Here is a 24,283-nt window from a genome sequence, read left to right as displayed (position 1 = left end):
GTCGGACACATCGTCAGTGCGGCGGGCAAGGGGCGGACCGGCGGGAGGAAGTCCTCGCGCGCCGGGCCGCCGGATGCCGGGCCGCCACGCTCCGGGCCGCCGGGCTCCGGGCCGCCGGGCTCCGGGCCGCCGGGTGCCGGATCCGCACCGCCTCGGTGGGCGGTCAGGCCTTGGGAGCCACCTTGCTCAGGCCGTTGATGATGCGGTCCATCGCGTCGCCGCCCGTGGGGTCCGTCAGGTTGGCGAGCATCTTCAGGGTGAACTTCATCAGCAGCGGGTGGGTCAGACCGCGCTGCGCCGCGATCTTCATGACCTTCGGGTTGCCGATGAGCTTCACGAACGCGCGGCCCAGCGTGTAGTAGCCGCCGTAGGTGTCCGCGAGGATCTGCGGGTAGCGCTGCAGGGCGAGTTCGCGCTGACCGGGGGTGGCCCGGGCATGGGCCTGGACGATGACGTCGGCGGCGATCTGGCCGGATTCCATGGCGTACGCGATGCCCTCGCCGTTGAAGGGGTTCACCAGGCCGCCGGCGTCGCCGACCAGCAGCAGCCCCTTGGTGTAGTGCGGCTTGCGGTTGAAGGCCATCGGCAGGGCCGCGCCGCGGATCGGACCGGTCATGTTTTCGGGGGTGTACCCCCAGTCCTCCGGCATGGACGCGCACCAGGCCTTGAGGACCTCGCGCCAGTCGAGCTCCTTGAAGGAGTCGGAGGTGTTCAGCACGCCCAGGCCGACGTTCGACGTCCCGTCGCCCATGCCGAAGATCCAGCCGTAGCCGGGCAGCAGCCGGTCCTCGCCCGGACCCCGGCGGTCCCACAGCTCCAGCCAGGACTCCAGGTAGTCGTCCTCGTGGCGCGGCGAGGTGAAGTAGGTGCGGACCGCGACGCCCATCGGACGGTCCTCACGGCGGTGCAGGCCCATCGCCAGGGAGAGCCGGGTGGAGTTGCCGTCGGCGGCCACCACGAGCGGGGCGCGGAAGGTGACTTCCCGCTTCTCCTCCCCGAGCTTGGCGTGCACACCGGTGATCCGGCCGGTGCGGTCGTCGAGGATCGGGGCGCCGACGTTGCAGCGCTCGTAGAGACGGGCGCCGGCCTTCTGGGCCTGCCGGGCGAGCTGCTCGTCGAAGTCGTCGCGCTTGCGGACGAGGCCGTAGTCGGGGAAGGAGGCGAGATCGGGCCAGTCGAGCTGCAACCGCACCCCGCCGCCGATGATCCTCAGGCCCTTGTTGCGCAGCCAGCCGGCTTCCTCGGAGATGTCGATGCCCATGGCCACGAGCTGCTTCGTGGCGCGCGGGGTGAGGCCGTCGCCGCAGACCTTCTCGCGCGGGAACTCGGTCTTCTCGAGGAGCAGTACGTCGAGTCCGGCCTTGGCGAGGTAGTAGGCGGTCGTGGAGCCGGCCGGTCCGGCGCCGACGACGATCACGTCGGCGGTGGTCTCGGAGAAGGGCTCGGCGTGGGGCTCGTTCACGGCGGTCACGGCGGGATCTCCCCAAGTTCGGAATCTGCGTGCCGACCGGCACTGGACATGGGCAGTCTATTCAGCAGGATTGATCACCTGGCTGAAGGGCTGCCCCGTGAACCGAGCTCTGCCCGTAGTACGCCTGCGCGTTCCGACGGACGAGGACGCCGTCGCCTGGCACCGGGTCTTCGACGACCCGGACGTCATGGAGTTCCATGGGGGCAGATCCGCGGAGCTGTCGGTCTACGAGGAGCTCACCGCCCGCCAGCGCCGGCACGACGCCGAACGCGGCTTCTGCCTGTGGACGGTGCTGGACCGCGACGACCGGGTGCTCGGCTTCACCGGCGCGCAGCCGTGGCCCTGGGAGTGGGGACCCGCGGGCGAGATCGAGATCGGATGGCGGCTCGGGCGGCAGCACTGGGGGCAGGGCTATGTGACGGCGGCGGCGCGGATGACCCTGGAGCGGGTGCGGGCGGCCGGGGCCCCGGGGGTGGTGGCGATGGTCGACGCGCGCAACGAGCGGTCCATCGCCGTCACGCAGCGGCTGGGGATGCGGCTCGCGGAGGTCTTCACCACCCCGGAGCCGGAGCGGGAGGGGCGCTGCTACCGCCTCGCCTGGTGACTCTCCGCAGTCGTCGGCTACAGAACGACACCTGACGCTTCCGGACGACCCCCCGGGCGGTTACCCTTCCAGTACCGCTGGGGGTGACATCTGTGCTCATACCACCCAAAACACCCGACGTGCGTGTGCCCAGGCTGGTCGGCCTGATGGCCGTGGACGCGCGCGAGGCGGCTGCGGCGCGGGGCGTGCTGCTGGCCGCGCCGGACCGGCCCGACTTTCGCCACGCGGTCGTCGACTACGTCGTACGGCAGTATCCGCCGCCCGGTGTCGAGGTGCCGCGCGGCGCCGTGGTCACCGTGTGGTTCGACTTCTCCGACGGGGAGGGCGGCGGAGGCGCGGGCGTGCGCGAGCCACGCGTGCCGAGGCCCGGCGGGGGCGGGCTCCGGCGTGAACTGGACCGGTCCCACGACCCCTTCGAGGCGATCGTCCGTTGAAGCGGGACCCCTTGGCCGGGCCCCTCGGGCCGGGCCGATCAGACCGGGCGGCCCCTCGGACCGGGCGGCCCCTCGGACCGGGCCGGTCAGGGTGTCTTGAAGCCCCGGTGAAGGGTGACCACGCCGCCTGTCAGGTTGCGCCAGGCGACCTTCGACCAGCCGGCCTTGCGCAGGTGCTCCGCGAGGGCGGGCTGGTCGGGCCAGGCGCGGATGGACTCGGCGAGGTAGACGTAGGCGTCGGGGTTGGAGGAGACCGCGCGGGCGACCGGCGGCAGGGCGCGCATCAGGTACTCGGTGTAGACGGTCCGGAAGGGCGCCCAGGTGGGGTGCGAGAACTCGCAGATGACGACCCTGCCGCCGGGCCTGGTCACCCGGTGCATCTCGCGCAGCGCCGAGTCGAAGTCCTGCACGTTGCGCAGGCCGAAGGAGATGGTGACGGCGTCGAAGGTGTCGTCCTTGAAGGGCAGCTTCGTCGCGTCGCCGGCGGTGAACGGCAGCCAGGTGTGCTTCTTCTTTCCGACCTGGAGCATGCCGAGCGAGAAGTCGCAGGGGACGACGTAGGCGCCGGTCTGCGCGAACGGGAGCGAGGAGGTGGCCGTGCCGGCGGCGAGGTCCAGGACCTTCTGCGCGGGCCGGGCGTCGACCGCCTTGGCGACCTCCTTGCGCCACCTGCGGTCCTGGCCGAGGGACAGCACGTCGTTGGTCACGTCGTACCGTTCCGCCACGCGGTCGAACATCGAGGCGACTTCGTTGGGCTGCTTGTTCAGGGAAGCGCGGGTCACCCGCCCATTGTGGCAGCCCGGCCCCCGGCGGCTCACGGCAGGAGCCTCGGCGTCTTCCGTGCCGCGACGTCCTCGACCCACCCGCACAGCAGCACGAAGACGCCGATCAGCAGCCAGCCCACGCCGAACAGGAACCACTGACTGTCGAGCGGCAGGTACGTCTCGAACGCGGGGACGTCCCAGAACCGGTCGATCAGCGGCACGGCCAGGATCAGGGCGATCTCGTGCCAGAGGTAGATCGTCACCGCGCGGGCGTTGAAGACGGTCACGATCCGGTTCGTCCGCCGGAACCGCGTGAGCCAGGCGAAGTCGATGCCGAAGTACGTCTTCGCCCACATCAGCGGCATGACGAAGCCGGCCGACCAGAAGGCCTGCGCGAGCGGGTTCTCGTCCAGGTCGTAGGTGCCGGACTCGGCCTGGTGCGTGAAGGCGTACCAGCCGCCGAACCCGAGCGCCGCCAGCGACGCCATGACGACCAGGGCCGGCTTCATGCGCTGCAGGACGCCGTCGCGGTGCGCGAAGCCGAGCATCCAGCAGAAGAGGTACGTCGACAGGTCCCACAGCGCTGTGCCGACGCGGTTGTCGGGGCCCGCCCACACGAAGGTCAGCACCAGGATCGGCGCGAGGGAGAGCGTCAGCACGACTGCCGGCGCGAGCCGGAACAGCCGCAGCAGCAGCGGCGAGAGCAGGACGAACCAGAGGTACGTCCGCAGATACCAGAGGATCTCCCAGGCCTGCTCGCCCCAGGCGTTGCCCGGCGGGTCGCCCAGCGGCACGACCCAGTAGACGATCTCCCAGCCCGGCATCCAGTCGTGCACCAGCATCGCCAGGACGACGAAGACGCCCCAGAACCAGAACGGCGGCAGGAGCCGGCGCAGGCGACTCCTCACCACCTTCACGGCCGGACGCTCCAGGGACTTCGCCATCAGGGTGCCGGCCAGGCCGAACATGATCCCCATGGAGGGGAAGACCATGCCCGCCCAGGCCCAGCCGAACGTGTGATAGGCGACGACCCTGATCAGGGCGAGGGCACGGAGGGTGTCGAAGTAGCGGTCACGCTGGGGAGCGGCGGGCCCGGCGGCCGACGTCTCCATCGTGGGCAGAGGTGCGGTCTCGTCGACGGCGCCGGCGACGGCCTGCCCGTACTCCGAATGTTCCGCCTGCTCCTGCGGATACGGCCCCTGCAGATACGGCCCCTGCGCATACGGCTGCGGCGGATACGGCTGCGGTTGCGGATACGGCTGCGGCGCGTACTGCTGGGGCTGCCCGTACTGCTGATGGTGCCCGTGCCCCTCGTATCCGTAGGGGGGCTGGGGCTGCTGCCCGTACTGATGGCCGTGGCCCTGCTGGTCCCAGCTCATCGGCTCGCCCCCGCCGGGGTGCCGACCTCGCCCGTGCGCTTCAGCTTCTGCCAGCGCAGACGGCCGCCGGTGAGGGCGGTGACGCAGGAGTGGATGAGGACGAGGTACATCATCTGGCGGTAGGCGAATTGCTGCAGCGGCATCATCAGCAGATAGCGGTACTTCTCGCGGTCCAGGCGGAACGCGTAGGCCGCACAGCTCAGTTGGACCCCGAGGACCGCGAGCCAGGCCAGCAGGGCCGCCTGGAAGTCGATGAAGATCATCGAGTACACGGTGAAGACGTCGATGAGCGGGGCGAAGACCGGCGTGACGATCTGGAAGAGCACCACGAGCGGCATGCCGACCCGGCCGAAGCGGCCCGAGGGGCCCCTGTCCGTCAGGGACCCGCGGTGCTTCCACAACGCCTGCATCGTGCCGTAGGACCAGCGGTAGCGCTGGGACCACAGCTGCTTCAGCGAGCCCGGCGCCTCCGTCCAGGCCTTGGCGTGCTCCTGATAGACGACCTGCCAGCCCGCGCGGTGCATGGCGATGGTGATGTCGGTGTCCTCGGCGAGGGTGTCCTCGCTCATGCCGCCGACCTCCAGCACGGCGTCGCGGCGGAACGCCCCGATGGCACCGGGGATGGTGGGCATGCAGCGCAGCAGGTCGTACATGCGGCGGTCGAGGTTGAAGCCCATCACGTACTCGATGTGCTGCCAGGCGCCGATGACCGTGTCGCGGTTGCCGACCTTCGCGTTGCCGGCGACCGCGCCGACCTCAGGGTTCGCGAAGGGCTGCACCAATTGGTGCACGGCCTCCGGTTCGAAGACCGTGTCGCCGTCCATCATCACGACGATGTCGTGGGCGGCGTTGCGGACGCCGTTGTTGAGCGCGGCGGGCTTGCCGGCGTTCTCCTGGCGGATGACGCGGACGTTCGTCATGCCGAGGGACGCAGCCGCCGCGCGGGCGATCCCGGAGGTGTCGTCGGTCGAGCCGTCGTCCACGACGATGATCTCGATCGGGTGGGTGCTCCTCGCCAGCGACTCCAGGGTGTTGGCGATGCACTCCTTCTCGTTGTACGCCGGGACGATCACGCTCACCGGCCGGGTGACCGTGGCTCCCCAGCTGAAGCGGCGCCTGTTGCGCTGTCTGTGGTGGCGGCGGGCCAGGAGCAGCATCATCCCGAAGCGGCCCATGACGGCCACGCCGACGACCATCAGTCCCACGGACAGCGTGGGCACGGTCCACTCGGCGAGGGTGACGGCGGCGATGAGGGCCTTGCCCTCGTAGAGGGTGACGCCGGTGGCCTCGCGGTGGGCGGCCTGCAGACGGTCGCCCACCGCGCCCGCGCCGTCGGGCAGCTCAGCGGGCTGCTCCCCCTGCGTCCCCGTCGTGGTACCCGTCGTCGCGTCGCGGGCAGCCGCGTTCTGCTTCTGCAGCACCCCGCTGACGGTGGTGAAGGTGTAGCCCGCGGCCTTCATCTTCTCGATGTACGTCGGCAGTGCCTTGATCGTCTGCGAGCGCTCGCCGCCGGCGTCGTGGAAGAGCACCGACGCGCCCTTGCCGTCGTCCGGAGTGGCCCACTCGACGATCTTCGAGACGCCCGGCCGCTTCCAGTCGTCGCTGTCGGTGTCGACGAAGACGCTGGTGTAGCCGTCCTCACCGAGCTCCTTGTAGACCGGCCAGCTGTAGTTGTCGATGGCGTCGGTCTCGGAGGAGTAGGGGGCCCGGAACAGGGTCGTGGTGATGCCGGCCGCGCCGGCGAGGGCCAGCTGGGTCTGCGTCATCTCGCGCCGGACACGGGCGTGCGACTGGTAGGAGAGGTCGACGTGGGTGAAGGTGTGGATGCCCACCTCCTCGCCCTGCTCGACCATGTCCTCGACGATGCCCGGATAGCGCGACACCATCGAGCCGACCAGGAAGAACGTGCCGGGCACGTCGTACTCCCGGAGGATCCGCAGCACCTGGGGGGTCCAGGTCGGGTTCGGGCCGTCGTCGAAGGTCAGCGCGATCGTCTTGTCCGGCACCGAGACCGTGGTGGCCCGGCCGCCACGGAACGTCAGGATGGGGCCGCCGTCGAGGACGTCGTCGGGGACCTGGCTGGAGCTGGCCCCGGTGCGCACGCGCTGGTCGCCGCCGACCTCGGCGCGCAGATAGCCGTCGAGGAGCATCACGCTGGTGAGGGCGAGCAGAAGCAGCAGGGCGAGGATGACGCGCGGTTTCTGCAGCGCCGCGGCCTTGCCCGCCGCCCGCTCGATGCGGGTCGGGGCGCGGCGGCGGCCGCGGGAGGTGGTGGTCGTCATGGAAGTGGCTGTGCTCCGGTCAGTTGGCGGCCGCGACGGCGGTCGCAGGCGCAGGCGCGCTCGAAGTCGCAGGCGCGGTCGCGGTCGCGGTCGGGGCGGAGCTGGGCGCCTCGCCGGTGGCTACGCCCGCGGGCGGGGCGCCGGTGGGCCTGGCGGGCGGGGCGCCGGCGCCGCCCTGCGGCTGGATTCCGCCGGGTCCGGAGTTCTGGGCGTCGCGCGGGCCCCCGTTGCCGAACGGCAGCAGCGAGGACGGGGTCAGCGAGGTGCCCCAGCCCATGAACGCGGCGCCCAGGACGGCCGCGTACGCGAGACAGCCGACGCCCAGCAGGAGGCCGATCCGGCGCAGCAGCTTCGACCTGCGTCCGGAGTTGTCAACGAACACGGGCCCCTCCGCGGAGGCGTCGTCACGTTTGCGGCCGCGACGGCTGCCGCGAGCGGCGGCACGGCTTTCGATGGCAGGCTCGGATTGCATTCCCCGGATATTAGGGAGGCTTTATGTGGCGCAAACTCTGGACCGCTTGTGAGAGGCCGATGAGAAACGTCTGAACCTGTCCTTCGCCTGAGAGATCCTGGGAAATCCTGCGCACCCCCCGCTCATCATGAGAGGTTCGATTGCCCCTTTTGGGCGGGTGGTTATCACCTTTTGCACACTTGCGTCCATGAATCGACTGTGCGCCCGCTGTTCCCGCGCAATCCGCCCGCATGTGAGACATTTCCTTTCCGGAAGCACGCATTGTTTCCGGCCTGAGACGGAAGTCACGAGAGCGGGTGCATACGCAATGAGGAGTTTCCTGATGCCGACGGCCGGGGTGACCTGCCTGTTCGCCTTGGCCGTCACGGGATGCTCCGCGGGATCCGACAGCACGTCGGACGCGGCGCTCCCGGCCACCGGGCGGACCGGCAACGGTTCCGGCAGCCCCTCTCCCCCGGCCGGCTCCGCATCGTCGAGTGCCGGAGCCTCCGGCACCTCCTACGCGCCGTACGTGAGCGCGGTGGAGGCCTCGGACAACGACTCGGCCGGCTCGCCCACGGCGTACAACCTGGCGTTCGTCATCACGGGCGGCAGCGCCTGCACGCCGACGTGGAACGGCACGAACGCCATCGGCGACCCGGCCGTGAAGTCCCGCGTCTCGGCGCTGACGAAGTCGGGCGCGACGGCGCGCGTCTCCTTCGGAGGCTCCTCCGGCACGGAGCTCGCGGCCTCCTGCGGCAGCGTCTCCGAACTGGCGCGGGCGTACGGCGAGGCGCTCGACGCGGCCGGCTCCGCCCAGGCCGACTTCGACGTCGAGGGCGACGAACTGACCGACTCCGACTCGGTGGCCCTGCGCTCCCGGGCGATCGCCGCGCTGCAGAAGGAACGCCCGGGCCTGGAGGTCTCCTTCACGCTTCCGGTGATGCCGTCCGGGCTGGACTCCGACAGCCTGGCGCTGCTGGCGTCCGCGAACAAGTACGACGTCCAGGTCTCCACCGTCAACCTCATGACGATGAACTACGGCGAGTCGTACGCCGGTGACATGGGCGGATACGCGATCACCTCGGCGACGGCGGCCCAGGCGCAGTTGAAGAAGGTCTTCGGCACGACGGACGCCGGCGCGTGGAAGGGCATGGCGCTCACGTCGATGATCGGGACCAACGACGTCGCAGGCGAGACGTTCTCACTGGCGGACGCGGTGCAGGTGCGGGCGTTCGCCGTGGAGAAGGGGATCTCCTGGGTCTCCATGTGGTCCACGTTCCGGGACCAGCAGTGCTCGGCGGCCGACTCGGCCAAGGACGACGCCCTGACGAACTGCAGCGGGGTGAAGCAGAGTTCGGGCGCGTTCGCGAAGGCGTTCTCGAAATAGCCGACCAGTGGCCGCAGGAGAGGCGCAGCTCTATCGGCGTCTGTACACGAGGCGGCCGTCCACCACCGTGGCGACACAGGTGCTCGCGCCGCGCTCCGCGAGTTCGGCCTCGTCGCGTACGTCGAACACGGCGAACCGGGCCGCGCTGTGCCGCTCGCGCGGGGACGCGAACTCCACCGGCAGCCCGGCGGCGTACGGATCGAGCGCGGGCGTCCCGCCGGGTCGGCCGATCCGGCCCAGGACCGCCAGGCCGGTGCGGTGAACGGCGTCCCGCACCGCACGGTTGCGCAGTTCCTCGCAGGCCGCCCGTACCGTGCCGTGCGCCAGCATGCGCTGCACCCCGCGCCGGGCGCTCGCGCCCCAGCGCGCGTCGTCCATGGCGAGCGCCGCCAACGCGCCCCCGGTCAGCGGCTCGACGCCCAGTTCGTCGGCCTCGCGCGGATCCGGGTGGTACGCCTCCTCCAGCAGCTCGTTGCCGTGCAGGTTGACCAGACCGGGCGTCAGGATGCCCGGCCACGTCCGCACCCGCGCGCCGGGGAAGGCGGCGAGAAGTTCCTCCGGCGATCCGGCGTCGGCGATCCACGCGCCTTTGACGGCGAGCGCCCGGCCCCGGGAATCCGCGTGAACGGTCAGCATGTGAGGGCTAGTTGGACGCGAGGAGCTTCAGCTCGGGGTGCGCCGTGCCGCCCGCGATCGCCGTCGACGAGATGTGGGACATGACCCGCTCGTCGACCGGGTCGTTCGCCGGGTCGTCATGGACGACGAGGTGCTCGTACGTCGTCGCGCGCTGCGCCGGCACACGGCCCGCCTTGCGGATCAGGTCGATGATCTCCATGCGGTTGGAGCGGTGCTTGGCGCCGGCCGAGGAGACGACGTTCTCCTCCAGCATGATCGAGCCGAGGTCGTCCGCGCCGTAGTGCAGGGAGAGCTGGCCGACCTCCTTGCCGGTGGTCAGCCAGGAGCCCTGGATGTGACGGACGTTGTCGAGGAACAGACGGGCGATCGCGATCATCCGCAGGTACTCGAAGAGGGTCGCCTGCGTGCGGCCCTTGAGGTGGTTGTTCTCGGGCTGGTACGTGTACGGGATGAAGGCGCGGAAGCCGCCCGTGCGGTCCTGCACCTCACGGATCATCCGCAGGTGCTCGATGCGCTCGGCGTTGGTCTCGCCGGTGCCCATCAGCATCGTGGACGTCGACTCGACGCCCAGCCCGTGCGCGATCTCCATGATCTCCAGCCAGCGCTCGCCGGACTCCTTGAGCGGCGCGATGGCCTTGCGCGGCCGGGCGGGCAGCAGCTCGGCGCCCGCGCCGGCGAAGGAGTCGAGGCCGGCGGCGTGGATACGGGTGATGGCCTCCTCGACCGTCACCTTCGAGATCCGTGCCATGTGCTCGACCTCGGACGCGCCCAGCGAGTGGATCACCAGCTGCGGGTACGCCGCCTTGATGGCCGCGAAGTGCTTCTCGTAGTACTCGACGCCGTAGTCCGGGTGGTGGCCGCCCTGGAACATGATCTGGGTGCCGCCGAGCTCGACGGTCTCGGCGCAGCGGCGCAGGATGTCGTCGAGGTCGCGCGTCCAGCCCTTCGCGGTGTCCTTGGGGGCCGCGTAGAAGGCGCAGAACTTGCACGCCGTGACGCACACGTTCGTGTAGTTGATGTTCCGCTCGATGATGTACGTGGCGATGTGCTCGGTCCCCGCGTACAGCCGGCGGCGCACGGCGTCGGCGGCGGCGCCGAGCGCGTGCAGGGGCGCGTCGCGGTAGAGGTCGAGCGCCTCCTCCGGAGTGATCCGCCCACCGGCGGCGGCACGGTCGAGGACGGACTGAAGGTCGGCCTTCTCGGTCACCGGGAGCGTCCCTTTCGTCAAGGGTTGTGGACAGACCAAGCCAGCGTACGCCAGACGTTTCGACGCCCGGACCTCAGGCCGCGTACGCGCCGATCAGCAGACCCACGAGCGTCCCGACGAGCAGGAACGGCCCGAACGCGATCAGCGTCTTGCGTCCGGTCCGCCTCACGACGACCAGCGCGCCCCCGCACAACGCGCCCGACAGGAACGCCGCGAACGTGCCCAGCATGACCGTGGGCCAGCCGTACCAGCCGAGGACGGCGCCCGCCCCGATCGCCAGCTTCACGTCGCCGAAGGCCATGCCGCCCGGATTGACCAGGTGCAGGACGAGGTAGCCGGCGCCGAGGGCGAGCGCGCCCAGCAGGGCCGTCGTCCAGTCGCCCGCGTGCTCGGGCAGCAGCGCGGCGGGGCCCAGCAGGGTCAGGGCGACGGCCGCGAGCGGGAGGGTGAGCGGATCGGGCAGCCGGCGCACCCGCAGGTCCACGACGCCGAGCAGCACCCCGGCCGGCGCGAGCACCAGCCACACGGCCAGTTCGGGCCGCACACCTGTGGCGAGGGCGAGCGCCGCGCAGACGACGGCGGTGAGCACGGGCAGCAGGACGCCGCCGGGGGCGTACTCCACCGGGAAATCCGGCCCGCCCGGACCGGGCGGGTCAGCCGGACCAGGCGGCTCAGCCGGACCAGGCGGCTCGGCGGGACCGGGCGGCTCGGCCGGACCAGGCGGCTCGGCCGGACCAGGCGGCTCAGCCGGACCAGGCGGCTCAGCCGGACCAGGCGGCTCAGCCGGACCAGGCGGCTCAGCCGGACCAGGCGGCTCAGCCGGACCGGGCGACTCGGCCGGACCGGGCGACTCGGCCGGACCGGCGCGTCCGGCGCGTCCGGCGTATCGGGCACAACGAGCGCAACGGGCCCGTCCGAACCAGCCTCGGATCGGGTGGCCGGCCGGGCAGGCCGTCCGCCAGGCGCCGTCCGCCTCCTCCCACGGCGTGGAGAAGCGGTAGGCCGCCCGAGGCAGCAGTGCCCCGATCACGGCGCCCCACAGTGCGGCGACGGCGGCCAGCGTCAGGTCGTCGGGAGGTGTGCTCATCGTCAGCGATCGTAGGGATCCGCCGGGGGCGCAGCCACGGGTTCGCCCGCACGGCGCTCCGGGGCCTGCCCTGGTCGACGCGCGTGGCCGACGCCAGGCCGACCCCCGGCCGACTCTTAGTCGACCCGCGACATGCGCGCGACCGGATTGCCCTCGGCCGCGCTGTCCGAGGCGTAGGTCAGGTCGTCGCCGGTGGGGGTGAGCCGGATCGTGTGGGCCGTCGGGTTGCAGCCGCCGTGGTTGCTCTTCGCGCCGACCGACGTGGCGACGACGTCCTTGTCCGTCACCTGCTTCAGCGTCAGTACGTCGAGGCAGACCCCGCCGAGCACGTCCGTCTGCCGCAGCTCCCCCAACTTCTGTCCGACGTCGGCCCGTTGGACGGTCACCCGGAACGTGCCCATCGGGAGGGAGCCGCCGAGGCCGGTTCCCTGGCCCTCCCAGGTGCCGACGTAGCGGGCCGGGAGCACGGTGGGGGCCGGGCCTGCGGTGGGCGTCCCGCCGCCGGTGGGGGCCGGGGTCTCGGCGGCCGCCGGCGGTGAGGAGTGGGCGTCGCTGCCGGAGGCGGAGTCGTGGTCGCCGTCGTCCGGAAGCAGGTGGAACAGGAACACCGAACCGACCGTCGCCGCCGCCAGCGCTCCCGCGACCGCGAGCGCGACGCTGCAGCTCAGTCGTCGTCCACGGCCGCCCTCACCCGGCGTCGCGGCGGCCGCCACGGTGACGGACACCCGGCCGGGACGTCCGGCTCCGCCCGTCGTCGGCTCGGCGTCCCGCGGCACGGGCACGGCAGCCGGGGCGTCGCCCGGAGCGGCGGGGACCCGGTCCATCACCGGCGGCGGCCCGAACTCCCCCATCGACGCCGAGGACCCGCCCGTCGACCCCGTGAACCCGCCGCCGGGCCCCGACGGTTCGCCCGGCCGCACCGCCGGGCTGCTGAACTCCACCGGGCCGGACGCCGACGGGCCCGTCCCGGCGCCCGCCCGCACTCCTGGGGCCTCGGCCCCCGGGCCCGAACCCGTCGCCGCCTGCGTCCCCGCACCCGTGCCGGCTTCCGGTTCGGCCCCCGCTTCCGCCCCCGTTCCCTCCAGGTTCAGGAGCTGGACGGCGCTGCGGCTCACCTGGGCCACGAGGGGGCCCGGCAGCCAGCCGGCGGCCACCAGTGGGGTCGCGCCCTCGGGAGCGAGGCGGGCGGACAGTTCGGCGGGGGCCGGCCGTGCGGTCGGGTCCTTGGCGAGACAGGCCTCGACCACGGCCCGCAGCTCGCCCCGCAGAGCGCCCTGCGGAGCTCCCAGTTCCGGCGCTTCGTGGACGACCCGGTAGAGGAGGGCGGCCGAGGAGTCGCCCGGGAACGGGGGCTGCCCGGTGGCCGCGTACGCCAGGACCGCGCCGAGGGAGAAGACGTCGGCCGCGCCGGACGCGCCCCGGCCGAGGATCTGCTCGGGGGCCATGTAGCCGGGCGAGCCGACCGAGACGCCGGTCGAGGTGAGCGAGGCCGTGCCGTCGATCGCACGGGCGATGCCGAAGTCGATGAGCAGCGGTCCGTCGACGGTCAGCAGCACGTTCGACGGCTTGACGTCCCGGTGCACCAGGCCCAGGGCGTGCACGGTCGCCAGCGCCTCCGCCAGACCGGCGCCCAGCACGCGCACGGAGTGTTCGGGAAGCGGCCCGCCGGAGACCACCGCCGCGGCCAGGGAGGGCCCGGCCGCGTAGCCGGTGGCGACCCAGGGCACCGCGGCCTCCGGGTCGGCGTCCAGGACCGGCGCGGTCCACGCCCCGCCGACCCGCCGCGCGGCCTCGACCTCACGCCGGAAGCGGGCGCGGAACTCCTCGTCGAGCGCGAGGTGCGGGTGCACGATCTTGACGGCCACCGTGCGACCGCCGACGCTGCGGCCGAGGTAGACGCGGCCCATCCCGCCCGAGCCGAGCCGGCCGAGCAGCCGGTAGGGCCCCACCGTCGTGGGTTCGTCGTCTCCGAGCGGCTGCATGGGCGTCCACCCCTCCCCCGTGAGGACCCGTGAGGACCCGTCGACCGTGGCCGGATTGCGTGCTCACGGGCTGTGCAGCAGACTACGCAGAACGGGGCTGGAGCAGTTCCACCCTGACGTCGGCCGGGAAACCCGTCGTGGGACCGACGCGGCGGGCGAACTCGGTCACGGCGGCCAGTTGGGCCGGGCCGAAGCGGAAGTCCAGGGTGGTGAAGTACTGCTCCAGGACCTGCTCGTCGAACTCCTCCCAGCGGGCCGCCTGCTCCGCGACCTTGCCGACCTCGTCCAGGGAGAGGTTGCGGGAGTCGAGGAAGGCCTGGTGGACCTGGCGGGTGATGAGGGGCTCGCGCTCCAGGTACTCGCGCCGGGCCGCCCACACGGCGAAGACGAAGGGCAGGCCGGTCCACTCCTTCCAGAGCGCGCCGAGGTCGTGGACCTCCAGGCCGAAGCGGGGCCCGTCGAGCAGGTTGGCCCGCAGCGCCGCGTCGCCGATGAGGACGGCGGCCTCGGCCTCCTGCATCATCAGGCTGAGGTCGGGCGGGCAGGTGTAGTACTCGGGCTGGACGCCGAAACGATCCGCCAGCAGGAGCTGTGCCAGGCGCACGGAAGTGCGGGAGGTGGAGCCGAGGGCGACCCGCGCGCCGTCCAGTTCCTCCAGCGGGACCTGGCTGACGATCACGCAGGACATCACCGGGCCGTCGCAGCCGACGGCGATGTCGGGGAAGGCGACCAGGTCGTCGGCGTTCTTGAGGAACTCGACGAGGGTGACGGGCCCGATGTCGAGCTCGCCGCGCACCAGCCGCTCGCTGAGCTTCTCGGGGGTGTCCTTGGTGAGCTCGAAGTCGAGGAGGGTGCCGGTTCTCGCGAGCCCCCAGTAGAGGGGCAGGCAGTTGAGGAACTGGATGTGGCCGACGCGCGGCCGGGTGCGAGAATTGTCCACATCGCGAGGCTAGACCCCTTGGGGTACTGTCGGGACTCCACCCCCCGAGTCAAGCTCTTTCCGGGATCTTCAAACATCCGGGTGACGTGATCTTGACCTCTATTGCTTTCGGGTGCCTGCGTGCTAGGCTCGCCGCAAGTTGCAGTTTGGTTTCCCTTGCAGTACAGAGCCTGCGGAGCATGTAACCGCGGGCTCTCGTCGTTTTCAGACGTATGCAGTTGTGCGGCACTTGCTTTCACGCTTGCAGGGTTCTGGAGCAGGGCAACCCTTTGGGCCCAAGGAGGGCTTATGGCTACCGGAACCGTGAAGTGGTTCAACGCCGAAAAGGGCTTTGGCTTCATCGCCCAGGAAGGCGGCGGCCCCGACGTCTTCGTCCACTACTCCGCGATCAACGCGCAGGGTTTCCGTTCGCTCGAGGAGAACCAGCAGGTCTCCTTCGACGTGACGCAGGGCCCGAAGGGTCCTCAGGCGGAGAACGTCACCCCCGTCTGATCTTCACACCCTGAGATCGCAAGTCTCTGAGAGCAGTACCCAAGGAGCCCTGTGCCTTTCGGCACGGGGCTCCTGCCTTTGTCAGTGCCGGCTCCTAGGCTCCCCGCCCATGACCGACATCACAGCGTCCCCCTCCGGAGCCCCCGCCCCCGTCCCCGTCCCCGCCTTCCTCACCGCCACCCGCGCCTTCTACGACGCCGTCGCCGAGGACTACGCCGAGCACTTCCGCGAGGAACTCGTCTCCAGGCCGCTGGAGCGGGCCCTCCTCGCCGTGTACGCCGAACTCGTCGGGGCCGGCGGCCGGGTGGCCGACCTGGGGTGCGGTCCCGGCCGGACCACCGGACGGCTCGCCTCGCTCGGGCTCGACGTGTCCGGGCTCGACCTGTCGGAGTCGATGCTGGCGATCGCCCGTCGCGAGAACCCGGGGATCCGCTTCGAGCAGGGCTCGATGCTGAAACCGGACTTCCCCGACGGGGCCCTCGCCGGGGTCGTCTCCTTCTACTCCAGCATCCACACCCCGGTGGACGAGCTGCCCGCGCTCTTCGCCGAGTTCCACCGCGTCCTGGCCCCCGGCGGCCACCTCCTGCTGGCCTTCCAGGTGGGCGACGAACCCCGCCGCCACGACCGCCCCTGGGGCCGCCCGGTCACCCTCGACTTCGAGCGCCGCCGCCCGGAACAGATGGAGAAGCTGCTGGCAGGGGCCGGTTTCACGATGCTGTCGCGCACGGTGCGCGAGCCGGACGCCGACCTGGCCGAGCAGGTCCCCCAGGCCTTCCTGATCGCCCGGAGGCCGCTCGTCCCGACGACTTAGACATCGCGTCTTCCGGTAGAGCAGGACGGTCGTGGGGCTCGCGTAAGGGGTGGCTCACCACAGCGAGCGTCGCCGGGGCGGCCGCCCCGGCCGCCGTCAGCGGACCAGATCCGTCAGCGAAGCGCGCAGCGCCTCGCGCAGCCGCCGCATCTGCTCGGGGGCGTAGGTCCAGCTGTCGTACTCGTTCTGGACGAGCAGCCGGCCACCGAAGCTGGCGACGCCGATCTTGGGGGGCATGCCCGGCGCGTTGGCCGTCCCGCCGAAGCGGAGCAGTTCCAGGTCCTCGGGGACGGGATGGGCGGGGATCCGGCCGACGTTGGAGATCCCGTAGCTGACGACCGGGACGGGCACCGCGATGCCCTGGGCGCCGGCCCTGAGCGCGGCCAGCAGGAAGCGCTCGGGGTCCCGCCGGGCCAGCGCGCCGGCAACCTGGTCGGCCACCTCCCGGCCCACGCTCTCCGGACGGTCGTCGTGACCGACGGTCAGCGTGGTCTGCAGGCCGGTGATGCAGTTGAGCACGGTGCTCAGGGGCAGTTCGGGCGTCAACCGGGTCCGCAGATCGACTCCGTGACCGCAGGTCATCGTCAACGGTCCTTCCTTCGGCGCGAGTTGAGTCCGTACAGCGGTCAGGACCAGTCCTGAGACGAGGCTGTTGACGGTCACCTCGCGAGCCCGTGCAGCGGCCACCAGGGCGTCGGTGGTGTGCGCGGCGAACTCCAGCCGGTCGACCACGAAGCGGCGCGTCGCGGCCGGCCGGTCGGGGCGCCCCACACCCTCGGTGGGCAGGACGGCGGGCTTGGTCTCGGCCGCAGCGCCCTGCGCGATCGCGTCGACCACGGCGTCGATCTCTGCTTCCGGCAGGGCGTCGGCCAGCCGGGTGTCGATCGCCTCGGGAAGCTCCTCGCGTCGCTCGACGGACGGTGTCGCGCCGGCTGCCAGGGCGGTGTAGTACTGCCAGAACTCGTCGAGCAGGGCGAAGGCCGAACGTCCGTCGGCCACCCCGTGGTGGACGCCGAGCACCACCTGGGAGCGCTCGCCGTCGGAGAGCAGCCAGGCGTGCAGCAGGCTCCGGGTCCAGTCGGGCCGCGTATTGATCAGTTCGGCGTAGGCGTCCTCGATGCCGTCGAGCAGGGTGAGCGGCGGCTCGACCCGGTCGCGGACTCGCAGCAGCAGGCCCCCCTCGCCGGCCGCCACCTCGGAGCGCAAGATCGGATGGCGCTCGGTCAGCAGGACGAGCGCCCGCCGGATCAGCGCCGGGTCCGGCCGGCCGCGTACCAGGGACTCCACGAACGCCGGCATGTCGTACAGAGGAAGGCCCGCCGCTCCCAGGTCCAGGAAATAGACGCTCTCGAAGGGCGATATGGGTCGCTGACGGGTCATTGGCTTCAGGTCTCCGGTCTCGGTGGACGAAGGGACTTTTCCTGCAGGGCCGCCCGGGGGACGCCGCCGAGACGGTGCAGGGCGGCCTCGAACTGCTCTCGGTCGAGCGACGGCGCGGGCAGGGGGCGGGCGGCCGCGGGGCGCAGACCGTCCAGCATCAGGGCCAGGTGGCGCCGCCAGGAGCGGGGGGCGGCCGGCGTGGCCCGGCCCAGCGCGGCCAGCAGGAACAGCAGATCCTCGACAGTGAGGTCAGGACGGATCGTGTGCTGTTCCTGGCAGCGGCGCAGCAGCGTGTCCAGCGTGCGCCGGTTCTCCTCGCGCAGGGCGTCGAGCGTGGGCACGCCCCGCATGCCGGTGGTCATCAGGTCACCGGCGCCCCGGTCGGCGGCCAGGAGCGTGAAGACCCGGTCCAGGTATGCGGTGAGACCGCTCCAGGCGTCCGCCCGCTCCCGGGTCTCGCGGGCCGCGTCCAGGATCGGGGTCAAAGCGTCATGGAAGACGGTCTCGATCAGTGCGGCGCGGTCGGTGAAGTGGCGGTAGAGCGTTGCGTTGCCGACTCCCGCCCGGCGGGCGATGTCGTCCAGCGGCGCATCGACTCCGCGTTCGGCGTAGATCTCCCGGGCGGCGGCGATCAGCATCTCGCGGTTGCGGCGCGCGTCACTGCGCCGAGGTGTCCGCCGTTCGTCTCCGCCGTCCATGCGCGGCACACTAACAGCAAAACCGGGGACAGCTCCCCGTTTCGTTGCTAAGGTCGCGCCGTCCACCGGGGGAGCACTCCCCGCTCAGCCGCACCAGCGAGTTCGAAGCGAGGAACACCGTTGTCCGTGACGGGATTTGAAGATCTGACAGCACTCGGCCGGCCTTTCGTCGACGATCCGTATCCGGTCTACGAGCGGATGCGCGCGCAGGGGCCGGTGCACCGGGTCCGCACCGCCGCGTCGGGGGAGTTCTGGCTGGTCGTGGGGCACGCGCAGGCGCGGTCGGCGCTGGCCGACGCGCGGCTGTCCAACGACATCAGGCACTCGGCCGGGTGGCAGGACGACGGAGGCAACTCGATCGGCCTGAACATGGTGCAGACGGACCCGCCGCAGCACACCCGGTTGCGCGGGCTCGTGGCGAAGGAGTTCACCTCTCGGCGCATCGAGGCGCTGCGTCCGAAGATCCAGCGGATCGCGGACGAGCTGCTGGACGCCATGCTGCCGCTGGGCCGCGCGGACCTGGTCGAGTCATTCGCGCTGCCGTTGCCGCTGGCTGTGATCTGCGAACTGCTCGGCGTGCCGGCGAACGACCGCAAGACCTTCCACGACTGGTATCTGGAGAGCACCGACTTCACCCGGCCCGAGGTCGCCGCCGCCGCGGCCCAGGCCATGACGGGGTACCTCGCCGAGCTCGTCGCGGCCAAGCGGCGCGAACCGGGTGAGGACCTGCTGAGCGCGTTGGCCGGTCGCCTGGGCGAGGAGGAGGACGGCCTCACGCCCGAGGAGATGCTCGGCATGGCCTTCGTGCTGCTGGTCGCCGGATACGAGACGGCGGCCAACCTGCTGTCCAGCGGAACGCTCGCCCTGCTGCGCCACCCCGATCAGCTGGCGGCGCTGCGCGGCGACTGGTCGCTGCTGGAGAACGCCGTGGAGGAGATGCTCCGCTACGAGGGGCCGGTGGAGACCACGGCGTTCCGCTACGCCAAGGAGCCCCTGGAGATCGACGGCACGGTGATCGGCGCCGGCGATTCCGTGGCCGTCGTGCTGGCCGCCGCGTCCCGCGATCCGAAGCGGTTCGCCGAGCCCGACCGGTTCGACATCCGCCGCGACACCCGCGGGCACACCGCCTTCGGCTACGGCATCCACCACTGCCTGGGCGCCCCGCTGGCCCGCATGCAGGGCGCGATCGCCTTCCGCGCCCTGTTGGAGCGGTGCCCCGGTCTGGCCCTGGACACGGACCCCGCCGACCTGCGGTGGCGCCCCAGCCTGATGCTCCGCGGCCTGCACGCGCTCCCCGTCACATTCGGCTAACGCGGTTCGGGCACCATGGGCAGCGGCCCGGCTGACAGGCTCATCTCGGCCCGGGGCGAGACGGTCGCGCCCGGCACCGGCCGCAGACGCCAGCGGGAGGCGAGGGCGGCGAGCGCGAGCGTCGCCTCCGTCATCCCGAAGACGTCACCGATGCACTTGCGGCTGCCGGCCCCGAACGGCAGGTAGGACCCACGGGTGACGTCCTTGGCGCGCTCGGGCAGCCATCGGTCCGGGTCGAAGGTCTCCGGGCGCGGGAAGAACTCCGGGATGCGGTGGATGACGTAGGGGCTGATCAGGATGTCCGTCCCGGCCGGCAGTGGATGACCGGCCAGTTCGGTGGGCTGGGTGGTCATCCTGGTGTACATCCAGGCCGGCGGGTAAAGGCGCAGGGTCTCGGTGAAGATCCGCTGGGTGTGGGCGAGCCTCGGCACGTCGGCGTACGTCGGCGTTCGGCCGCCCAGCACCTCGTCGACCTCGGCGTGCAGCCGCGCCTCGACCTCGGGATGGGCCGCCAGCAGATGCCAGGCCCAGGTCAGGGCACTCGCGGTGGTCTCGACGCCGGCCAGCAGCAGGGTCATGACCTGATCGTGGACCTCCCGGTCGGTCAGCGCGCCGCCGTTGTCGTCGTCCCGCGCGGCCAGCAGCGCCGAGAGCAGGTCGCCGCGGTCCTCGCCGGAGCGCCGGTAGTCCCCGATGATGCCGTCGATGAGGGTGTGCAGCCGGTCGAGCGCGGCATCGAACTCACGGTTGGCGGCCAGCGGCAGCCTGGCGATCAGACCGGTGGGATCGAGCGCCCGGCGGAACGCGCCGCGCACCATGACGGGCAGGCTGCGCTGGACCTCCGCGACGGAGCGCGGTGCCATCTCCGTCGCGAACAGCGCGCGTGCCGTCACCCGCGCGGTCAGCGCCTGCATCGCGTCACCGACGTCGACCGGCCGGCCCGGCCGCCACGCATCCGCGTGCGCCGCGCACTCCTCGCGCATCACCTCGGCGTACGTCGCGATGCGCGTGGTGTGGAACGCCGGCTGGACCATCCGCCGCTGTCTGCGGTGGTCGGCCCAGCCGGAGGTGATCAGCCCGTTGCCGAGGATGGGACGGGCCTTCTCCTTCACCGGGCCTCCGCTGTCGTAGACCCGCGCGTTGAGCAGCACCTCCTGCACCAACTCCGGATGACAGGGCAGATAGGTGAGCCGGGTGCCCAGCCGCAGCTCTACCAGGTCGCCCAGGGCGGGCAGCGACGACAGATATTCCAGCGGGCGGCGCGCCAGGTGGAGCGCGTGGCCGGCCAGCGGAAGCCGGCCCGGCGCCTTGGCGATCCGCCATCTGCGCCTGACCGGGTCGGATTGGGTCTTCATGCCGGATGCGCCCCCTGAGACGGTACGGACGGAGAGAAGGGAAGGAAGGGAGAGGGAGGAAAAGGGGGAAGACAGGTCAGCGGCGTTCCAGCACCATGGGCAGCGGGCCCGCCTCCAGGGTGGCCTTGGGCTCAGGGCGCAGTCTGCTGCCGGGTGCCGGGCGCAGCCGCCAGCGAGCGGCGACGGTCGCGACGATCAGTGCCGTCTCGGTGAGCGCGAGGACGTCGCCGATGCACTTGTGGCTGCCCGCGCCGAACGGCAGCAGTGCCCCGCGCGGTACGTGGGCCGCCCGCTCGCCCTCCCAGCGCCCCGGGTCGAAGGTCTCGGGATCCGGGAAGAGCTCGGGATTGTGATGGAGGGCGTAGGCGCTGTAGAGGATCATCGTCCGGGCGGGGATGGTCCGGCCGCCGAGTTCGACGTCCTCGGCCGCGACCCGCATCGCCATCCACGACGGCGGGTACAGCCGCAGCGCCTCGGTGATGACATTGCGGGTGTACGGCAGCGTGGGCAGGTCCTCGTAGACCGGCGTCCGGCCCGCCAGCGCGGCGTCCACCTCGGCGTGCACCCGCTGCTCCACCTCGGGGAGCGTGCCCATCAGGTGGAAGACGAACGCCAGGGTGGAGGCGGTGGTCTCGCTGCCGGCGACCAGGAAGGTGACGACCTGGTCCAGGATCTGGGCGTCGTCCAGCTTCTGACCGGTCTCGGGGTGCTCCGCCCGCAGCAGGGTGGACAGCAGGTCGCCGTGGTCGGCGTCGGACCGGCGCCGCAGCGCGATCATGTCCGCCACGATCTGCCGCAGCCGCGTGTTGGCGTGGTCGTAGGCGCGGTTTCCCGGGGTGGGCAGCTTCTCCAGGACGCCCAGCGGGGCGACGGTTCGCCGGTAGATGCCGTGCGAGACCGTCCGCAGACACTGCCGGGCCTCTTCGACGGTGTCCTCGTCGAGCCCGGTGGAGAACAGGGTGCGGGCGGCGACCCGCATCAGCAGGGCGTGCATGGCGTCGCTGATGTCCCGGACTTCGCCGGCCCGCCAGCCGTCGGTGACGGTACGGGTGTCCGCGGCCACCGCCGTCGTGTAGGCGGCGATCTTGGTGGTGTGGAACGCGGGCTGGATCAACCGCCGCTGGAAGCGGTGCTCCTCGCCGCGGGAGACCGACAGGCTGTTACCGAGCAGCTGGCGCGCCTTGTCGAAGACGCCGCCCTTGTCGAAAACGCGCGGGTTGAGCAGGACGTGCCGGACCAGTTCGGGGTGGGCGGCGAGATAGGCGCGGGTGGGACCGAGCCGGACTTCGACCAGGTCGCCGTGCGCGGGAAGCGAGGCGAGGAACTCCAACGGGCGGCGCCACAGCGCGGGGACGTGTCCGAGCAGCGGCACGGCGCCGGGCGCGGCGCCGATCCGCCAGGTCCGTTCGACCGAGGGCGATCCGGGGGTGGGGGGCATCCCGGGTCCCCTACTGGATCCGTGAGTTGACGTCGTTGACCGCGGCCCGGTAGCGCCGGTCCCGGGTGGTCCAGACGAAGTTGCCCTGGACGAGGTCGAGCAGCACGTCCCGGGTGACCGGGTCGAACGCCTTTATGCACTCCATGTCCTCGGCCATGTCGTCGAGGCGGGCCTGGAAGAACGCCTGGAAGTCGGCCGCGTCGGACATGTCGCACAGGCGGAAGCAGTTGGTGATCTGACCGAGGGCCTGCTCGCGTTCGTAGGAGTAGAAGTCGTTGACTATCGCCAGGCCACGGGCCGTCATCCGGGCGGCCAGCCCCGTCTTGGAGTGCTCGGTCAGCTCGGGGTGGCGGTAGATCGGGTATGACATCCGCATCCAGAAGTCCACGCCGACGTCGGTGACGCGGAAGCGGAAGTACTGCTCGGGCGAGGTGCCGCAGAGCACCCTCTTGAGCTCCGAGTCACGGAACATGTGGTCGCTGGTGACGAAGGCGCGGGCTCCCTCGTAGGCGAACTCCGCGTCCTGCGGGGTGTAGTACCGCTCGCACACCGCGCGCAGCTGGGGCAGGAAGAGGTCGAAGTCGTGCAGGGCGGGATCCATGTCGTCCCACACGAAGGTCACGCAGTTGAGCACGCAGACGGCCTTGAACGCCTCCATGTCCTTGATGTGGCGGGCGCTCTGCGACCAGCGCACGACGTCCATGTAGGAGATCCAGCGCTTGTCCGAGACGCTCTTGCCGAGCGGGGCGACCGCGCGGTTGCAGGCGTCGATGACCTCGCGCAGCTCGACGTCCGTCATCGCCACCTTCTGGGCCTCGTACCCGACGTGCCGGTCGAAGAGGGCGGCGAACCGGTCGGTGCACTCCTGCCAGTGGCGGGTCGTACCCGCGGGAGTCGGCGCGGCCGGTGCGGTCAGATCCGCGGTCATGAGTTCCTCCTGGTGGCCATGGCGGAAAGGTTTTTGAGGGCGGTGACCGCGTCGGCTGTGAACGGGGCGGCGTCCAGCACGCCCAGCGCCCGCCGGTAACGGTTATCGATCATGCGTTCGACGGTGTCTCGGGCGCCGGTGGCCGCGAAGATCGCGCGGATCTCCTCGGCACCGGTCTCGCCCAGGCCGGGATCGCCGATCAGCGTGCGCAGCCGGGCGCGTTGTGCCGCGTCGCCGGCGCGCAGCGCCAGCGCCACCAGGGTGGTGTTCTTGCCGGCCCGCAGGTCGTCCAGGCGCGACTTGCCGGTGTCCCGGACCTCGCCGTACACGCCCAGCAGATCGTCGCGGAGCTGGAAGGCCTCCCCCAGGGGCAGCGCGAACGCCGTGCAGGCGGCCAGGGTCGAGGCGTCGGCGCCCGCGAGGGCGGCGCCGATGTGCAGTGGCCGTTCCACCGTGTACTTGGCGGTCTTGTAGCGGTTGACGGTCAGCGTGGCATCGACGTCGTCGGTGAGGTCGCCGGTCGCCCGCAGGTCCAGGTACTGGCCGAGCATGACCTCGGTGCGCATCTCGGTGAGGATCGGCAGCACCGCCGCCGACTGCGCGGGGGTGAGGCCGGCCGTGTGCAGCAGGTCGTCGGACCAGGCGAAGGCGAGGTCGCCCAGCAGCACCGCACCGCCGATTCCGAAACGCTCGGTGCGGTCGTCGCCGCGTTTTCCGGCGAGTATCCGGTGGATGGTCGGACGACCGCGCCGGGTGTCGCTGTCGTCCATGATGTCGTCATGGATCAGAGCGAACGCGTGGAACATCTCGAGTGACGCGGCCACACGTACCACGGTCGTCAAGTCATTTTCTCCGCCGGCCGCCTGCCAGCCGAGAGCGGTGAGAATCGGACGTATTCGCTTGCCACCCACCATGAATTCTTCAAGCAATTCCACAAGATGGGTCAACTGCCGTTGCTCTGAATTATTCCGGTGATCGTGCAGAAAATCGAAGAGGACGGTGTCCACGGCGGCCCTCGTGGCGACCGGGTCCAGGATGTCGGGAGATATGGTGTGGGTACTCATGTTTCTGCGCTACATCCCCACTCGTAGGGCCCGTCAATCGGTTCCGCGCACAGGACGGCGCACACCGGCATCCCCGCGTCGCGCCGAGAGCCGGGGAGGACTGCGGTGCGGGGAACGGCGTTCGGACAGCACGATGTCGGACGGGCCGGATGATGGGCGGACAAAGGTACGGTCGGCCG

General features: G+C 71.3%; 22 protein-coding genes. 6 read left to right on the top strand and 16 right to left on the bottom strand.

The genetic code is table 11. The annotated features are described in order from the left end of the window. Nucleotides 1-163: 163 nt before the first annotated feature. Complete coding sequence (locus tag Sri02f_RS36850; RefSeq protein ID WP_373865162.1) at nucleotides 164-1,471, bottom strand: geranylgeranyl reductase family protein; 1,308 nt, start codon at nucleotides 1,469-1,471, stop codon at nucleotides 164-166. 97 nt (nucleotides 1,472-1,568) lie between these two features. On the opposite strand from Sri02f_RS36850, the gene Sri02f_RS36845 reads away from it, so the two are divergent. Both Sri02f_RS36845 and Sri02f_RS36840 read left to right on the top strand, forming a co-directional pair. Next, nucleotides 1,569-2,075 (top strand): GNAT family N-acetyltransferase, encoded by a 507-nt coding sequence (locus tag Sri02f_RS36845; protein ID WP_109005693.1) that lies wholly within the window; start codon nucleotides 1,569-1,571, stop codon nucleotides 2,073-2,075. 119 nt (nucleotides 2,076-2,194) lie between these two features. Further along, complete coding sequence (locus tag Sri02f_RS36840; RefSeq protein ID WP_281261918.1) at nucleotides 2,195-2,509, top strand: PASTA domain-containing protein; 315 nt, start codon at nucleotides 2,195-2,197, stop codon at nucleotides 2,507-2,509. Between the two features lie 86 nt (nucleotides 2,510-2,595). On the opposite strand, the gene Sri02f_RS36835 is transcribed toward Sri02f_RS36840, so the two are convergent. From Sri02f_RS36835 to Sri02f_RS36820, 4 genes are read right to left on the bottom strand one after another with little or no spacing between them, the layout of a single operon-like run. Beyond that, nucleotides 2,596-3,291 (bottom strand): demethylmenaquinone methyltransferase, encoded by a 696-nt coding sequence (locus Sri02f_RS36835; protein ID WP_109005662.1) that lies wholly within the window; start codon nucleotides 3,289-3,291, stop codon nucleotides 2,596-2,598. A gap of 32 nt (nucleotides 3,292-3,323) precedes the next feature. Continuing rightward, nucleotides 3,324-4,652 (bottom strand): acyltransferase family protein, encoded by a 1,329-nt coding sequence (locus Sri02f_RS36830; RefSeq protein ID WP_109005661.1) that lies wholly within the window; start codon nucleotides 4,650-4,652, stop codon nucleotides 3,324-3,326. Further along, nucleotides 4,649-6,934, bottom strand: coding sequence for a bifunctional polysaccharide deacetylase/glycosyltransferase family 2 protein (locus Sri02f_RS36825; protein WP_109005660.1), 2,286 nt, complete (start codon nucleotides 6,932-6,934; stop codon nucleotides 4,649-4,651). The genes Sri02f_RS36830 and Sri02f_RS36825 overlap by 4 nt, the downstream gene beginning before the upstream one ends. 19 nt (nucleotides 6,935-6,953) lie before the next feature. Further along, entirely contained in the window at nucleotides 6,954-7,316 is a 363-nt protein-coding gene (locus Sri02f_RS36820) for a hypothetical protein (protein ID WP_307721069.1), read from the bottom strand. A 397-nt stretch (nucleotides 7,317-7,713) separates the two neighbouring features. Between Sri02f_RS36820 and Sri02f_RS36815 the strand changes: the two genes are divergently transcribed. Continuing rightward, complete coding sequence (locus Sri02f_RS36815; protein WP_109005658.1) at nucleotides 7,714-8,775, top strand: chitinase; 1,062 nt, start codon at nucleotides 7,714-7,716, stop codon at nucleotides 8,773-8,775. Nucleotides 8,776-8,805: 30 nt separating this feature from the next. Here Sri02f_RS36815 and Sri02f_RS36810 read toward each other — a convergent pair whose 3' ends face one another. The 5 genes from Sri02f_RS36810 to Sri02f_RS36790 form a co-directional block, all read right to left on the bottom strand. Next, entirely contained in the window at nucleotides 8,806-9,411 is a 606-nt protein-coding gene (locus Sri02f_RS36810) for a hypothetical protein (RefSeq protein ID WP_109005657.1), read from the bottom strand. Nucleotides 9,412-9,418: 7 nt separating this feature from the next. Further along, nucleotides 9,419-10,618, bottom strand: coding sequence for a cyclic dehypoxanthinyl futalosine synthase (gene mqnC, locus Sri02f_RS36805; RefSeq protein ID WP_109005656.1), 1,200 nt, complete (start codon nucleotides 10,616-10,618; stop codon nucleotides 9,419-9,421). A 73-nt stretch (nucleotides 10,619-10,691) separates the two neighbouring features. Continuing rightward, on the bottom strand, nucleotides 10,692-11,240 hold the full coding sequence (locus Sri02f_RS44375; protein ID WP_307721068.1) for a prepilin peptidase: 549 nt from the start codon (nucleotides 11,238-11,240) through the stop codon (nucleotides 10,692-10,694). Nucleotides 11,241-11,821: 581 nt separating this feature from the next. After that, on the bottom strand, nucleotides 11,822-13,687 hold the full coding sequence (locus Sri02f_RS36795; protein ID WP_109005654.1) for a serine/threonine-protein kinase: 1,866 nt from the start codon (nucleotides 13,685-13,687) through the stop codon (nucleotides 11,822-11,824). A gap of 82 nt (nucleotides 13,688-13,769) precedes the next feature. After that, a complete protein-coding gene (locus Sri02f_RS36790; RefSeq protein WP_109005653.1) occupies nucleotides 13,770-14,627 on the bottom strand; it encodes a menaquinone biosynthetic enzyme MqnA/MqnD family protein in 858 nt (285 codons plus the stop codon). Between the two features lie 288 nt (nucleotides 14,628-14,915). Between Sri02f_RS36790 and Sri02f_RS36785 the strand changes: the two genes are divergently transcribed. Together Sri02f_RS36785 and Sri02f_RS36780 are read left to right on the top strand one after the other, a co-directional pair. Then, nucleotides 14,916-15,119, top strand: coding sequence for a cold-shock protein (locus tag Sri02f_RS36785; RefSeq protein WP_003974443.1), 204 nt, complete (start codon nucleotides 14,916-14,918; stop codon nucleotides 15,117-15,119). Between the two features lie 109 nt (nucleotides 15,120-15,228). Further along, entirely contained in the window at nucleotides 15,229-15,930 is a 702-nt protein-coding gene (locus Sri02f_RS36780) for a class I SAM-dependent DNA methyltransferase (protein ID WP_109005652.1), read from the top strand. A 96-nt stretch (nucleotides 15,931-16,026) separates the two neighbouring features. On the opposite strand, the gene Sri02f_RS36775 is transcribed toward Sri02f_RS36780, so the two are convergent. After that, a complete protein-coding gene (locus tag Sri02f_RS36775) occupies nucleotides 16,027-17,310 on the bottom strand; it encodes a phthiocerol/phthiodiolone dimycocerosyl transferase family protein (RefSeq protein ID WP_109005651.1) in 1,284 nt (427 codons plus the stop codon). A gap of 5 nt (nucleotides 17,311-17,315) precedes the next feature. Further along, nucleotides 17,316-18,008 carry a TetR/AcrR family transcriptional regulator gene (locus tag Sri02f_RS36770; protein WP_109005650.1) on the bottom strand — a complete coding sequence of 231 codons (693 nt, stop codon included), beginning with the start codon at nucleotides 18,006-18,008 and terminating at the stop codon, nucleotides 17,316-17,318. A gap of 126 nt (nucleotides 18,009-18,134) precedes the next feature. Between Sri02f_RS36770 and Sri02f_RS36765 the strand changes: the two genes are divergently transcribed. After that, the gene (locus Sri02f_RS36765) at nucleotides 18,135-19,319 is read left to right on the top strand and encodes a cytochrome P450 family protein (protein WP_245970957.1); all 1,185 of its coding nucleotides are present in this window, start codon (nucleotides 18,135-18,137) and stop codon (nucleotides 19,317-19,319) included. Here Sri02f_RS36765 and Sri02f_RS36760 read toward each other — a convergent pair. The 4 genes from Sri02f_RS36760 to Sri02f_RS36745 form a co-directional block, all read right to left on the bottom strand. Then, on the bottom strand, nucleotides 19,316-20,674 hold the full coding sequence (locus tag Sri02f_RS36760; protein ID WP_109005648.1) for a cytochrome P450: 1,359 nt from the start codon (nucleotides 20,672-20,674) through the stop codon (nucleotides 19,316-19,318). The genes Sri02f_RS36765 and Sri02f_RS36760 overlap by 4 nt on opposite strands. Nucleotides 20,675-20,750: 76 nt before the next feature. Continuing rightward, nucleotides 20,751-22,112, bottom strand: a complete 1,362-nt coding sequence (locus Sri02f_RS36755; protein ID WP_109005647.1) for a cytochrome P450 — start codon at nucleotides 22,110-22,112, stop codon at nucleotides 20,751-20,753. Nucleotides 22,113-22,122: 10 nt separating this feature from the next. Continuing rightward, nucleotides 22,123-23,040, bottom strand: coding sequence for a terpene synthase family protein (locus tag Sri02f_RS36750; RefSeq protein ID WP_109005646.1), 918 nt, complete (start codon nucleotides 23,038-23,040; stop codon nucleotides 22,123-22,125). Beyond that, a complete protein-coding gene (locus Sri02f_RS36745; RefSeq protein WP_307721067.1) occupies nucleotides 23,037-24,047 on the bottom strand; it encodes a polyprenyl synthetase family protein in 1,011 nt (336 codons plus the stop codon). Before Sri02f_RS36745 ends, Sri02f_RS36750 begins: the two co-directional genes overlap by 4 nt. Between the last annotated feature and the right edge of the window lie 236 nt (nucleotides 24,048-24,283).

The organism is Streptomyces rishiriensis, from assembly GCF_003112535.1.
Lineage (GTDB): Bacteria > Actinomycetota > Actinomycetes > Streptomycetales > Streptomycetaceae > Streptomyces > Streptomyces rishiriensis.
The sequence above is the reverse complement of the archived record's forward strand: the minus strand, read 5'-3'. Positions and strand labels throughout refer to the sequence as shown.